The sequence below is a fragment of the Labrenzia sp. THAF187b genome (assembly GCF_009363375.1).
GTDB classification, from domain to species: Bacteria; Pseudomonadota; Alphaproteobacteria; order Rhizobiales; family Stappiaceae; genus Roseibium; species Roseibium algicola.
Window position 1 is genome coordinate 5,213,529 of sequence record NZ_CP045344.1, and the last position, 12,906, is coordinate 5,226,434.

The following is a 12,906-nucleotide window of genomic DNA, read 5'->3' on the forward strand; positions in this document are numbered from 1 at the left end:
AGCAGATATGTGGTCCGACACGAAGATTCTTGCCTTGAATACTTGTAGCGCTGAAAACCAGTCGGAATCGGTTTCGGGAACGCTGCCTTTTACCAACGACGTACCACCAGCAAGCAGCTACAAATATTCGTGGCGAGAGAAAAGCTTCGTATAGCCTTCGACAGAATTTATTAGCCCGTAAATCAAATAGATTATTGTTAGACAAGATTTTCAATTTTCCTCCGCACGGAAATATTAATTTATGAGTTAGAGTGCCCGGAGACTATTTTTTCCAAGTACTTCCCATATCCGCTGCTGGAATATTCTTCGCTCAGCCGTTCCAGATCATTCACAGTAATCCAACCGTTCTTGAACGCAATTTCTTCCGGAACGGCGATGCGGTGGCCCTGTCTTTTCTCGATGGCCTGCACGAAGGTCGCGGATTCTATGAGGCTGTCATGTGTCCCCATGTCGAACCAGGCAAATCCGCGCCCCAGCTGTTCAACTTGCAGGTCTCCGCGCTCCAGGTACCGGGCGTTCACATCCGTGATTTCAAGTTCACCACGCGCACTCGGACGGATATCGGAAGCAATGGCGGCGACGTCCTTGTCGTAGAAATAAAGCCCTGTTACCGCCCAGGACGACCGGGGGGACTTTGGCTTCTCTTCGATTGAAACCGGCGCGCCTGACGGGTCGAACGAGATGACACCATATCGTTCCGGCTCCGCCACCTCGTATCCGAACAGGGTCGCTCCGGATTTGCGCGCTGAAGCTCGCGCAAGAATTTCCGTCAGACCATGTCCGTAATAAAGGTTGTCTCCCAGGATCAGCGCACATTCCTGTCCAGCCAGAAACTCCTCTCCGATCAGGAACGCCTGCGCGATGCCGGCCGGTTCAGGTTGAACAGCATAGCTGATGTTGATGCCCCAGCGCGCGCCGTCTTCCAGAAGGCTCTGAAAAGCCATGGCATCACGTGGTGTTGTGATGATCAGGAGATCTCTTATCCCGGCAAGCATCAGAACACTCAAGGGGTAGTAGATCATCGGCTTGTCGTAGACAGGCAGCAATTGCTTGGAAATACACCTTGTTACCGGGAAGAGACGCGTTCCGCTTCCGCCCGCCAGCACGATGCCTTTCATTGTCCAACTCCAATTCCAATTGCTTGCCCGCAAGATATCAGGCGTTTAGATACAGGCGGTCAAGCATGTCGGACAGTGCCACTTGCCAGTCCCTGGCGGAAAGGCCGTGGACACGTGACAGTTTTGAGCAATCAAGCGCCGAGTTCGCCGGCCGATTTGCAAGCGTTGGAAATTCCGACGCCGGAATGCCAATCAGCTCCGGCTGTTTGCACGATCGTTCCCCGGCCAGTTCGAATATCTTGGATGCGAACCCATGCCAGCTCACCTGCCCCTGTCCGGCACAATGAAATGTTCCGTATCCATCCTTCGGAAAATTGCCCTTCAGGACCTGCACGGATAGCTGCAATGCGATTTCAGCCAGGTCGGCGGCATATGTCGGGCATCCTGTCTGGTCAGTGACCACCCGAATTTCATCCTTCTCCCGTACGAGCCTCAGCATCGTCCGAACAAAGTTCGCACCATGCACGCCGTACACCCAGGACGTGCGCAGGATCAGGTGACGTTCTGAGACTGTGCGGACGGCGGCCTCACCGGCCTCCTTGCTTTCGCCATATACGCCTAACGGGCCGACTGTATCTTCTTCCACATAAGGCTGCGACTTTGCCCCGTCGAATACGTAGTCCGTGGAGAAATGTATCAAGACGGCACCACGCCGTTCGGCAACTTCCGCAAGATTGCGGGCTCCGTCGCGGTTGACCGCAAAGGCGGCCTGCCGGTCGGTCTCGGCACGGTCAACGGCCGTGTATGCAGCCGCATTGATGATCAGGTCGGGTGCCAAGTTCTGGACGATTTCCGCCACGGCTTTGCGATCTGTTATGTCGAGTGTCGACCTGTCGAGAGCCACGACATCAAGATCAAGCGCCCGGGCTTGCCGAATGACTTCATAACCGAGTTGACCGTTCGCTCCCGTAAGCAGAACACGGGTCATGGAACACCGGCAGATGCACTTGAAAAACCATTTGCGCCAAGTCCCAGCCTGTCCCCTCTATATTGACCGCTACGGATCGCCTCCCACCAGCTGCGATTGGCAAGGTACCAATCCAACGTCTGGCGCAATCCGCTTTCGAATGAATAACCGGGGCGCCAGTCGAGTTCGGCAGCGATCCGCGAAATGTCCATCGCATAGCGCGCATCGTGGCCGGGACGGTCTGTCACGAACTCGATCAATTCTCGCCGAGGTTTTCCTTCAGGCACCGCTTCATCCAGCAGATCGCAGATCAAATGGACTACATCGATGTTTCGACGCTCTGCGTCACCGCCGATGTTGTAAACCTGGCCCGGAGTGCCACGCGTCAAGACCAGCCACAACGCATCCGCATGATCTTCGACATGTAGCCAGTCACGGATATTTGCTCCCGCGCCATAGACCGGCAGAGGCTTTTCCTCCAGGCCGTTCAGGATCATCAACGGGATCAGTTTTTCCGGAAACTGGTAAGGCCCGTAATTGTTGGAACAATTGGTGGTGACCACCGGCAACCCATACGTATGGTGCCAAGCCCTGACCAAGTGATCCGACGCAGCCTTTGATGCGGAATAGGGAGAATTCGGCGCGTATGCGGTCGTTTCCTTGAAGGCCCCTGTCGGACCGAGACTGCCATAGACCTCATCGGTGGACACATGATGAAAGCGAAAGGCTTCCTTTCGAGACACTGGCAAGCCGGACCAATACCCCCTCACAGCCTCCAGCAAGGTGTAAGTGCCCACGATATTTGTATCGATAAAGGCAGCCGGGCCATCAATCGACCGGTCGACGTGACTTTCTGCCGCCAGATGCATGACAGCGTCGGGTGCTTCTGCCTCCAGCAGACTGGTCATGACCTCCCCGTCCCGGATATCTGCCTGCACGAACCGGTGGCGGCGATCTTCCATGACCGGAGCCAGGGACGCCAGGTTACCGGCATAAGTCAGGGCATCCACGGTGACGACTTCTGCAAGGCCTTGCAACACCAGCTTTCGCACGACCGCCGAACCGATAAAGCCGGCGCCTCCCGTGACAAGAACCTTCATCGTTCTCTGGCCTCCGGGTATGTGAAACAGCTGGCAGCATCGGCAAGGCGTGGGAGCTTCTGATCCTTTTGCGACAGGATGGCATCGGCTTCAGGTATTCGCCAATCTATGTCCAGATCGGGATCGTTCCACACGATGCCCCGGTCATGCTCCGGAGCATAATAATGCGAGACCTTGTAGAGAACCTCCGTGTGCGCCTCCAGCGTCACCAGCCCGTGGGCAAATCCGATTGGCACCAGGATCTGATTGCCGTTTTCCGCTGAAATGACGGACGAGACGTGTTTGCCGTAAGTCGGAGATCCTTGCCGCAGATCCACAGCGATATCCAGAATCGCTCCGCGCACGACACGCACCAGCTTGTCCTGCGCGAACGGCGGCGTCTGGTAATGCAGACCGCGGACCGTTCCCTTTTCCGCAGAGTAGGCATGATTGTCCTGGACGAAATCGATGTCTATTCCGGCGTCGGAAAAAAGCGCTTTGTTGTAGGTTTCGGAGAAGAAACCACGGCTGTCACCATGCCTCTTCGGCCGGAGAATCTTGACCTCGGGAATGTCCAGTTCAATTACTTCGAGCATGAATCCATTTCGGGTCTCGCGGTCACGTTTCGTGGCAAGCCCCGCTTCAAGGCAGGTCTTGCCGCAAATCTGTATAAGATTTTCAGGTTCCTTCAAGGGCGAAGGAACCACAATCCGACCTCGTTTCCCAAAACGGCTTCGTGTCCGTTTACTGGAGTACCCTCACCTTACAACCGCCGAACGCGGCAGGTCGGAGAGGATTTCCGCGCCGTCTTTCCGCAAGATGACGATTTCCTCAAGACGCAGGCCGAATTGGCCGGGGAGATAGATGCCTGGTTCGATCGAGAACACCATGCCCTCGTCCAGTATGGTTTCGGAGGTCGCCGTCAGATATGGCGGTTCATGTATGTCTATTCCGAGGCCATGGCCGGTCCGGTGTGTGAAAAAGTCACCATAGCCCGCATCTGCAATGACATCCCGAGCCGCCTTGTCGATTGATTTTGCCAAGACCCCAGGCTTTGCAGCGGCAAGCGCTGCTTCCACAGCCTTGTTGACAATGGCGTGGACCTTCTCAAATTCCGCCGTAGGCGTTCCGAAGAAGCCAACACGGGTCATGTCGGACGGGTAACCGTCCAGTCGGCCACCTGTGTCGATCAGCACGGCATCGCCGGATTTCAGCTGAGTTTCGCCGGTGTGATGGTGCGGAAAGGCGCCGTTTCCACCGAAACAGACCGAGGTGAAAACCGGGGTCGCGCCTGCCTGCTTGTAGACGTCCCGGATGACGGCAGCGATCTCAAGTTCCGTGATGCCGGGTGTCAGGGCGTCGAAGCCCGCCATGGCGGCAGTGTCGTTCAGAACGGCACTGGCTTTTAGGCGGCGGTATTCGTCCTCTTCCTTTCGAGCGCGCAGGAAGCCGACCGTGTCATCCGTAAACCGGCGCGAAGCCCCCGGGAGCGCGTCCAGCAACAGAAGCGCAAAATCGGCACGCATGGTTTCGTCGATGACGACACTTGGCGATTGCGGAAGTCCGGAGGCTTCCAGCAATGTGGCAAGCGCGGCATCCGGTCCGTCGTCGTCACGCCAGGGGAAGAAGGGCAAGTGCGTCTTCTGGCGCGAGCTGTCGACATTGAGCGCCGGCATCAGAAAGCCCGCATGGCTCCTGGAAACCAGAAGCATCACCGGCCGTTCGTCGCCATGGGGGTCGAGACCAGCCAGATACATCATGTGACTGGACGGACCGATGGCCACAAGGTCGGTCCCGGTCGCAGACATCCGCTCGCGCAAAGCGGCAAGGCGCTGATCGGAAAGGGAAGACATTTCAGGAAACTCCGGAGGGGTTGGTCAGTCGGTGTGCTGTGTCAGCAAACAAAAAAGCCGCCCCGGAAACCGGGACGGCCTGATATCTGGCGTCAGTTTTTCGTTACCAGACGATAGTAGACGAAGTCGGACGTCGCACCGTTGACGTAACCTTCGACCTTCTGGTCCATGGCGACCTGATAGGCTGCCTGGAACATGATCACGATCGGCGACTTGGCCTGAACTTCCTTCTGCAGTTCGACATACATCCCGTTGCGTTTTTCCGCATCGCTCTCGGCCAAGGCAGCCTTGGTCATGTCGTTCATCTCGGCCGGAACAGCCCAGGCATTCCGCCACGTGGTGGTTGCCTGGTAGTTGTCGTCGGAGTTGTCGCTGTTATAGGCAAAGGCCTTCGCGTTAGAGTGCGGGTCCATGAAGTCCGGGCCCCAATAGAGCAACATCGCTTCATGGCTGCGCTCGCGGTATTTGGTGATGACCTGCGAACCGGTGCCCGGGATGATGTCGAAGTTGATGCCGGCTTCGGCAAAGCTTGCCTGCAGCGACTGGGCCATGTCCGTGAACGGGGTGGAGTTGATCACGTCGAGGGTTACCGTGATCGGCGTTTCGATGCCGGCATCCGCCAGGATCTGCTTCGCCTTTTCCGGGTCGTAGGTGTAAGGCGTCTCGTCGTAGGATCCAGGGAAACCCTTCGGCCAGAATGCCTGATGGATTTCCATCTGGCCTTTCAGGAAGCTGTCGGTCATGCCTTTGTAGTTGACAAGGTAACGAGCAGCATCCCACACCGCTTCAGGCTGCAGCACGTCCTTCTTCTGGTTGAAGGACAGGAAGTGCACGGCTGCCTGCGGATAGGTTTCCACCTTGATGGTGTCGCCTTCCATGCCGGCAATCTGGTCCGGCGTCAGATTGCGGGCCATGTCGACATCACCGGACTGAAGCAGCAACTGCTGGGTTGCGGCTTCGGCCACATGACGGATGATCACGCCTTCAACCTTCGGCGCGCCCTTGAAGTAGTCGGCGTTGGACTTGTAACGCACCAGTTCGCCGGCGCGGTAGGTTTGCAGTTCGAACGGACCGGAACCGGCGGAATTGGCATTGAGCCACTTGTTGCCCATGTCGCCATCTTCCTCGTGCTCCATCACCGTCTTTTCGTCGACGATGGAAGCCGGGCGGGCAGCCAGGACGTTGAGGGCGAACGCCGGAGAGAAGTCTCCTTCGTATTTGACAACGACCTTGTTGCCGTCGGCCGTGACCATGTCCTCGACATTTTCCGCCGTCCAGCCAAGCTGGGCAAGGATAAAGGCCGGGGTGAGGTTCAACTTGATGACACGGGCAAAGGAGAACACCACGTCTTCAGCGCGGACCGGATTGCCGGAATGGAACGTTGCACCGTCGCGCAGGGTGAAGGTGATGGTCTTGGCATCTGCGTCAGCCTGCCATTCGGCAGCAAGGCCCGGTGCCAGAACTGTCGGGTCTTCGGCGTCATATTGCACAAGGCGGTCGTAGACATTGGTCACGAGCTCGCCGGAGGAAAACTCGTAAGCCTGGGCAGGATCGATCGCTACGATATCGTCGATGTTCTGCGCCACCACCAGAATGTTGTCCGGTGTCGCGGCGCCGGCAGGCATTGCCATCGGCATTGCCAGGGCGGCCGCCAGAAGCGCGGTCCTTAAAAGCTTCATTTCTTCGTCTCCGTCTGTCAGGGGGTTAGGATTTGTTCTTGTTTTTGGCGCGGCTCGGCTTCACCGCGCTCTTGTCAGGCGACACCAGCTCGATGCGGCTGGTTTTCTCGTCGCCGGCGTTGAAAATCGTGAGGGTGCCGGTCCACAGAATCTTTGCCGGAGCATCGTTCGGGTTCGACCAGGCATGCGGGGTGTTGCCCCGATAATGCAGGCTGTCGCCAGCGGTCATCACCATCGCCTCCCCGTCGAGGTACTGGGTGATGGACCCTTCCAGGATGTAGATCAGCTCCTCTCCCTCGTGGCTCACCGTTTCCGAGGCATATCCCGGCGGCACGGTGAGAATGAACGAGGAAAGCTGATTGCCTGGAAACTCGGTTGCCAGCCGCTCATAGCTTACGGCGGAACCGGAAATGGAGAAATTGAGCCGGGTGGCGGCACGGGTCAGAGCATCCTGGGCCCGTGGCTGGGCCACGAAATAATCCAGCCCGACACCGAGTGCCCGGGCGATTCCCGCCAGAGATCCGAGTGTCGGTGTCGCGTGATCGCGCTCGACCTGACTGAGATACCCGACCGAGAGGTTCGAAGCGTCGCTCAGCTGTTGCAGGGTGAACCCCAGCTGCCGGCGCCGCGCACGGATCAGCGCGCCAACCTTTGTATCGACATCGGAAGCGGCGCGTGCTGTCGAACTGCTCAAAGATTTTTACTCCCATCAAAATTTTTTTGATGTAACCAGATTTTTTTGTATGCTCCAAGAACTTTTTTAGACAGCTTTGAAAAAAGCGCCTTACGAGCGCTTTCTGAAAGCTGTTTAAAAACAACAACCTGAAGACTCTAATTCAGAAATTGAGTCACATGAGTGTGGAGAACGGACTTGAAGAATCCGGTTGAACAGGGAACGGCGACAAGCCGCTACCGGCATGTCTTTTGAGCCTTCCGAGAGCGTAACCGACGCACGAGAGGGCCTGTTGACGAGACAACTGCTGGGCAGTGCGGCGGCGCTGTTGCGCTTCTGTCTTGTAACGGCCGGAACGTTCCTTGGCCTGCTTGCAATCACGTTTTTCATCGGCCGCGTGGTGCCGATCGATCCGGTTCTGGCAGTAGTCGGCGACAGGGCATCGAACGAAGTCTATGAAGCTGCCCGTCAGGCGATGGGACTGGACAGGCCACTGGTCATCCAGTTTTTCTCCTACGTGGGCGACGTCTTCACCGGCAATCTCGGCATGTCGATTTCCACCGGTCGGCCGGTCGCTGAAGACCTGGGGCGGTTCTTCCCCGCCACCCTGGAAATGGCCACGATCGGCATCCTGATCGGTGTGCTGCTCGGCGTACCCATGGGCGTATTGGCCGCCACCCGCCAGGGAACCTGGATCGACCAGTTGATCCGCGTCCTCGGCCTTCTCGGCTATTCCGTCCCCGCTTTCTGGCTTGGGCTGGTTGGTCTTGCGGTCTTCTACGCCGGCCTCGGCTGGGTTGCCGGTCCGGGCCGTATCGACATCTTCTACGACGGCATCGTTGATCCCGTAACCGGGCTTTACCTGATCGACAGTGTTGTCGCAGGCGAATGGGACATCTTCTGGAACGCGCTCGATCACCTCATGCTGCCGGCTTCGATCCTCGGTTTCTTCAGTCTTGCCTACATTGCCCGCATGACCCGGTCGTTCATGCTGGATCAGCTTGGCCACGAGTATGTGACGACCGCGCGGGTGAAAGGTGTGCCCGAGCGACGCGTCATCTGGCGCCACGCGTTCTACCCGATCCGCATCCAGTTAATCACCGTGATCGGCCTGTCCTATGCCGCTCTTCTGGAAGGCTCCGTGATGATCGAGACCGTGTTCTCCTGGCCCGGTATCGGCAACTACCTGACCAGTGCCCTTCTCAATGCCGACATGAACGCCGTGCTGGGCGCGACGCTCGTCATCGGCGCCGTCTTCATCCTCATCAACAAGATTTCCGACGTGCTCTACCGCATTCTCGATCCGAGGGCCCGCAAATGATCGACTGGCTTCTCGACGATAGCCCCGCCTCGCGCCTGCAGGCCAATCTTGGCCGCGCCTGGCGTGTCTTTGCAGCGCTCCTGCGCAATCCGCTTGCCGTGGTAGGCGGCTTCATCATCCTGGTCCTGATCGTGATGGCGATCTTCGCTCCGCTGATCGCCCCTTATTCTCCCATCGGCCAGGATCTCGCAAATCGCCTGATGCCGCCGTCCGCGGCCCACTGGATGGGAACCGACGAGCTTGGCCGGGACATCTACTCCCGCGTTGTCTACGGTGCGCGCATCACGCTGATGATCGTTACCATGGTGGCCGTCATCGCCGCTCCAATCGGCCTCATCGTCGGCGCGGTCTCCGGATATTTTGGCGGCTGGACCGATAGGGTGCTGATGGGCGTGACGGATATCTTCCTGTCCATGCCGAAACTGATCCTCGCGCTTGCCTTTGTGGCGGCCCTCGGACCCGGCATCGAGAATGCCATCATCGCTATTGCGATCACCGCCTGGCCCGCCTATGCGCGTATCGCCCGTGCGGAAACGATTACCTTCCGCGATGCAGAGTTCATCGCGGCGGTGCGTCTGCAGGGTGCGTCTTCCGCCCGCGTTATCCTCCGTCACGTTCTGCCGCTTTGCGCTTCTTCCACGATCATTCGCGTGACACTGGATATGGCCGGCATCATCCTGACGGCCGCCGGTCTCGGCTTTCTCGGTCTCGGCGCCCAGCCGCCTCTGCCGGAATGGGGGGCGATGATCTCGCGCGGACGGAATTTCATTCTCGATCAGTGGTGGGTCGCCACCATGCCGGGCTTTGCCATCATCCTGGTGAGCCTCGGTTTCTGTTTCCTCGGTGACGGCCTGCGCGACGTGCTCGATCCCAAGCAGGGAGACAAGCAATGAGCGCCCCGCTTCTCGAGGTTGACGGCCTCACCGTCACCTTCCCGACGGCCCGTGGCCCGGTGGATGTCGTCAAGGGCATTTCGTTCACGCTTGGGCGGGAACGGCTCGGAATTGTCGGCGAATCCGGTTCCGGCAAATCCATGACCGGCCGGTCGATCCTGCGCCTGATCCGGAAACCCGGCAAGGTCACCGCCCGGCGCATGGCCTTTGACGGCATGGACCTCCTCAGCCGAAGTGAACGCCAGATGCGCGATCTGCGCGGCGCCCGCATTTCCATGGTCATGCAGGACCCCAAATTCTCGCTCAACCCGGTGATGACCGTAGGCGAGCAGATTGCCGAAGCCCTCGTCACCCACAAGAAGCTGCCACGCCGGGAACTGAAGGAACGGGTGCTCGCCATGCTGGAAGCTGTGCGCATCAACGATCCGGCACGGGTTGCGGGTCTTTATCCGCACGAGGTTTCCGGCGGCATGGGCCAGCGCATCATGATCGCCATGATGCTGATCCCGGAACCTGATCTCCTGATCGCAGATGAACCAACCTCCGCGCTTGATGTTTCCGTGCAGGCACAGGTCCTGGACATTATCGACGATCTGGTCACCGGCAAGGGCATGGGTCTGATCCTGATCAGTCATGACCTCAACCTGGTGTCCCGCTATTGCGACCGCATCCTGGTGATGAATAGCGGCGAGATCGTCGAGCAGTGCAAGGCGAGCGATCTGCACAACGCGCAGCATCCCTACACCCGTGGCCTGATTGCCGCGATGCCGCGCATGAATGAAGACCGTGATGAGCTGCCCGTTCTCGACCGCAGTACCTGGACCACGGGAGCCGGAACATGACCGACGCCGCCATCCATCTTGAAAACCTCACCATCAGCTATGGTGACACGGCTGTCGTTCACGACGTCACCTTCGATGTTGCTGAAGGGGAAAGTTTTGCGCTGGTCGGGGAATCCGGCTCTGGCAAATCGACAATCCTGAAGGCAATCTCCGGACTGGCGCCGGACTGGAACGGCACCATAGCCGTTGAAGGAAAACCTCGCGGACATTCACCGGACAGGACCTTTGCGGAAACCTGCCAGATGGTGTTCCAGGACCCTTACGGCTCGCTTCATCCACGCAAGACCATCGATACCTGCCTTGCAGAGCCGCTCGCCATTCATGGTATTGGCGGTCGGGACGGCCGCGTGAAAGACATGCTTGCCGCCGTCGGTCTGGACCAGCGATTCCGCTTCCGCTTTCCGCATCAGCTTTCCGGTGGTCAGCGCCAGAGGGTCGCGATCGCTCGCGCGTTGATGCTGGAACCACGCGTTCTACTACTGGACGAGCCAACGTCCGCACTGGACGTTTCGGTACAGGCGGAAATCCTGAACCTTCTGAAAAAGCTGCGACGGGAACAGGGGCTGACCTATCTGATGGTCACGCATAACCTTCCGGTTGTCTCGTTCCTGTGCAACCGCCTGGCCGTCATGCGCTATGGCCGCGTGGTGGAAATTGCCGGTGTCGACGCTCTCAAGTCGGGTCAGCTCTCAGATCCTTATTCCCGCGAACTCTATGCCGCCAGTGGCGGCATCTTGCACCCTGCCTAACGTCAACCAGAATTGCTCGAGATTTCGATACATGACCGATTTCACCGGCCCTTTGGCCACGTTTGACCATGCCCTTTCCACCGCGACCACACCGGATGCGCCTTTTGATGCCCTTCTGAAGCTGACGCAGGAAACCATTGGCGTGAAGCTGTTCACCTTCATGACAGCCGACATGAAAACCGAGCTGGCGCAGCGCTCCTACACTTCGCATCCGGAAGACTACCCGGTCTCCGGTACCAAACCGATCACTTTTGACCGCTGGTTTGAAACCGTACACAAGGACCGGAAAAGCTTTGTCGCAAACACGCTTGCCGATATTGCGACCGTCTTTCCCGATTACGAGCTGATAGGCCGGCTTGGCTGCGGCTCCGTCATCAACCTGCCCGTTGTTCTCGGCGATACGCTGGTCGGAACCGTCAACATGCTTCACGAAGAGCATCACTACACGCCGGAACGCATCGCTCAGGCGCAGGCCTGGCTTTCGGTTCCGGCCAAGGCCGCCTATCTGGCAAGCCGCTCACTGTCGACCGCCCTCTAGGACCAAATAGCACACGCAGTCTCTCATAACCCCGCCGTTCTGGCGGGGTTTGTTTTTGCCTGACCTGTCAGTCCTCCCTCACGGTATCGACAGAAGGAGCTACATCGATCGTTTCCGTGGCAAGATCCACAAGCCAGGCAATGCGTGTCTGGTATCTGACGACCACCTTGTAATCCTCTCCCAGAACTTCACGGGCAGCCTCTCTGAACGGATGTTCCTTCATCGCGGCCGGCAGAAAATCGTCGAGTGAGCCGATCTTGTACTGCGCGTCCGATGGCAGGTCGAGAAGTACCCAGATTTCCGCAATCTTGGTGCGGGCGTGAACGTCGACCCTTATGATCTCGACAGGCGTGTTCCCCGCCCACTCCTTGGTGCGCTGTGCCAGAACGGCCTCTGTCCCGGTTTCGATGTAGCGCAGGTAGGTTGCCGCCAGAAGCTGGACCAGAACGACCGACAGGAAGGCAAGCGTGACCGTCATGCCGAGCGTGAACTTGACGCCCCGATGCGCTTTGCGGAAGAGCCGCTCCCGTGGGCCCAGGATGATGTAGACCAGGCTTGCAGAGAAGATGATCGCCCCGAAATTGGTGGCAAAGAGCAATGTGGCCTCATAGGCCGCCTCCTGTTCTCCGAAGTACAACAGGATCCCTGCTGCCGCGAGCGGCGGAACCAGGGACACGCCGATGGCTGCTCCAGGCAAAAGGCTGATTTCCGATTTCCTGATCTGCACATAGGCACCGGCAATGCCCGCGGCGAGCGCAACGACCATGTCTTCCGCCCCGGGATTGCTCCGGCTGAGGACTTCATCCGGCAGCAGCAGCGTTGAAGGCGCATCCGCTATCCAGACAATCAGCCACGAGATCACGATACTGCAGCCGGCGGCGATCCAGACAGTCAGCATCAGGACGAGCGCCCTGCCAACCCATCCCATCACGATCGATGAGGCGATGCCCAGGATGGGGGTCATAAGCGGGGCCACCAGCATGGCCGCAATCACGACAGCGCCCGAGTTTCGCAGCAGGCCCATCGTCGCGATGATCACGGCAAGTGACAGCAGCAAAGCGAACTTGCGCCAATAGGCAGCCTTGTCGGCGCCCTCGAACCTCAGAATTTCCTTGGTGGTGGAGAACTGACTGATGGACATGATACAGCTGCTCCGGACGTTATATCGTCCGAGTATGCTTCACGTCGCGGCGTTCGTCATCTCAATTGCAACGGCTTGGCTCACAATCGTCGATAGGCACGACACCAAATTCC

13 protein-coding genes are annotated in these 12,906 nt (G+C 58.4%); 5 read left to right on the top strand and 8 right to left on the bottom strand.

Going from position 1 to position 12,906, the window contains the following annotated elements; genetic code table 11:
* Window positions 1-239 precede the first annotated feature (239 nt).
* The 7 genes from rfbA to FIV03_RS24000 form a co-directional block, all read right to left on the bottom strand.
* Entirely contained in the window at window positions 240-1,118 is an 879-nt protein-coding gene (gene rfbA / locus FIV03_RS23970; RefSeq protein ID WP_152511248.1) for a glucose-1-phosphate thymidylyltransferase RfbA, read from the bottom strand.
* 37 nt (window positions 1,119-1,155) lie between these two features.
* On the bottom strand, window positions 1,156-2,046 hold the full coding sequence (rfbD, locus tag FIV03_RS23975) for a dTDP-4-dehydrorhamnose reductase (RefSeq protein WP_209009774.1): 891 nt from the start codon (window positions 2,044-2,046) through the stop codon (window positions 1,156-1,158).
* Window positions 2,043-3,125 (bottom strand): dTDP-glucose 4,6-dehydratase, encoded by a 1,083-nt coding sequence (gene rfbB / locus FIV03_RS23980; protein WP_152511250.1) that lies wholly within the window; start codon window positions 3,123-3,125, stop codon window positions 2,043-2,045. The genes rfbD and rfbB overlap by 4 nt, the downstream gene beginning before the upstream one ends.
* On the bottom strand, window positions 3,122-3,700 hold the full coding sequence (gene rfbC, locus FIV03_RS23985; protein ID WP_152511251.1) for a dTDP-4-dehydrorhamnose 3,5-epimerase: 579 nt from the start codon (window positions 3,698-3,700) through the stop codon (window positions 3,122-3,124). The genes rfbB and rfbC overlap by 4 nt, the downstream gene beginning before the upstream one ends.
* 162 nt (window positions 3,701-3,862) lie before the next feature.
* Window positions 3,863-4,957 (bottom strand): M24 family metallopeptidase, encoded by a 1,095-nt coding sequence (locus FIV03_RS23990; RefSeq protein ID WP_152511252.1) that lies wholly within the window; start codon window positions 4,955-4,957, stop codon window positions 3,863-3,865.
* A gap of 92 nt (window positions 4,958-5,049) precedes the next feature.
* Window positions 5,050-6,636 (bottom strand): ABC transporter substrate-binding protein, encoded by a 1,587-nt coding sequence (locus FIV03_RS23995; RefSeq protein ID WP_077290250.1) that lies wholly within the window; start codon window positions 6,634-6,636, stop codon window positions 5,050-5,052.
* 25 nt (window positions 6,637-6,661) lie between these two features.
* Window positions 6,662-7,330: a cupin domain-containing protein gene (locus FIV03_RS24000; protein WP_152511253.1), complete on the bottom strand. Its 669-nt coding sequence runs from the start codon at window positions 7,328-7,330 to the stop codon at window positions 6,662-6,664.
* Window positions 7,331-7,553: 223 nt separating this feature from the next.
* Between FIV03_RS24000 and FIV03_RS24005 the strand changes: the two genes are divergently transcribed.
* Genes FIV03_RS24005 through FIV03_RS24025 form a run of 5 tightly spaced genes read left to right on the top strand, consistent with a single transcriptional unit; the run spans window position 7,554 to window position 11,652 of the window.
* A complete protein-coding gene (locus FIV03_RS24005) occupies window positions 7,554-8,630 on the top strand; it encodes an ABC transporter permease (protein WP_152511254.1) in 1,077 nt (358 codons plus the stop codon).
* Window positions 8,627-9,523, top strand: coding sequence for an ABC transporter permease (locus FIV03_RS24010; protein WP_023003829.1), 897 nt, complete (start codon window positions 8,627-8,629; stop codon window positions 9,521-9,523). The genes FIV03_RS24005 and FIV03_RS24010 overlap by 4 nt, the downstream gene beginning before the upstream one ends.
* Window positions 9,520-10,365, top strand: coding sequence for an ABC transporter ATP-binding protein (locus tag FIV03_RS24015; protein WP_152511255.1), 846 nt, complete (start codon window positions 9,520-9,522; stop codon window positions 10,363-10,365). Before FIV03_RS24010 ends, FIV03_RS24015 begins: the two co-directional genes overlap by 4 nt.
* Window positions 10,362-11,114, top strand: a complete 753-nt coding sequence (locus tag FIV03_RS24020) for an ABC transporter ATP-binding protein (RefSeq protein ID WP_152511256.1) — start codon at window positions 10,362-10,364, stop codon at window positions 11,112-11,114. The genes FIV03_RS24015 and FIV03_RS24020 overlap by 4 nt, the downstream gene beginning before the upstream one ends.
* Window positions 11,115-11,145: 31 nt before the next feature.
* The gene (locus FIV03_RS24025) at window positions 11,146-11,652 is read left to right on the top strand and encodes a GAF domain-containing protein (RefSeq protein WP_152511257.1); all 507 of its coding nucleotides are present in this window, start codon (window positions 11,146-11,148) and stop codon (window positions 11,650-11,652) included.
* Window positions 11,653-11,719: 67 nt separating this feature from the next.
* Here FIV03_RS24025 and FIV03_RS24030 read toward each other — a convergent pair whose 3' ends face one another.
* On the bottom strand, window positions 11,720-12,793 hold the full coding sequence (locus tag FIV03_RS24030; protein ID WP_152511258.1) for a DUF389 domain-containing protein: 1,074 nt from the start codon (window positions 12,791-12,793) through the stop codon (window positions 11,720-11,722).
* Window positions 12,794-12,906: the final 113 nt, after the last annotated feature.

Coding starts and splice junctions, on each gene's coding strand:
- rfbA (WP_152511248.1), bottom strand. CDS start 1,118: ATGAAAGGCATCGTGCTGGCGGGCGGAAGCGGAACGCGTCTCTTCCCG.
- rfbD (WP_209009774.1), bottom strand. CDS start 2,046: ATGACCCGTGTTCTGCTTACGGGAGCGAACGGTCAACTCGGTTATGAA.
- rfbB (WP_152511250.1), bottom strand. CDS start 3,125: ATGAAGGTTCTTGTCACGGGAGGCGCCGGCTTTATCGGTTCGGCGGTC.
- rfbC (WP_152511251.1), bottom strand. CDS start 3,700: ATGCTCGAAGTAATTGAACTGGACATTCCCGAGGTCAAGATTCTCCGG.
- FIV03_RS23990 (WP_152511252.1), bottom strand. CDS start 4,957: ATGTCTTCCCTTTCCGATCAGCGCCTTGCCGCTTTGCGCGAGCGGATG.
- FIV03_RS23995 (WP_077290250.1), bottom strand. CDS start 6,636: ATGAAGCTTTTAAGGACCGCGCTTCTGGCGGCCGCCCTGGCAATGCCG.
- FIV03_RS24005 (WP_152511254.1), top strand. CDS start 7,554: ATGTCTTTTGAGCCTTCCGAGAGCGTAACCGACGCACGAGAGGGCCTG.
- FIV03_RS24010 (WP_023003829.1), top strand. CDS start 8,627: ATGATCGACTGGCTTCTCGACGATAGCCCCGCCTCGCGCCTGCAGGCC.
- FIV03_RS24015 (WP_152511255.1), top strand. CDS start 9,520: ATGAGCGCCCCGCTTCTCGAGGTTGACGGCCTCACCGTCACCTTCCCG.
- FIV03_RS24020 (WP_152511256.1), top strand. CDS start 10,362: ATGACCGACGCCGCCATCCATCTTGAAAACCTCACCATCAGCTATGGT.
- FIV03_RS24025 (WP_152511257.1), top strand. CDS start 11,146: ATGACCGATTTCACCGGCCCTTTGGCCACGTTTGACCATGCCCTTTCC.
- FIV03_RS24030 (WP_152511258.1), bottom strand. CDS start 12,793: ATGTCCATCAGTCAGTTCTCCACCACCAAGGAAATTCTGAGGTTCGAG.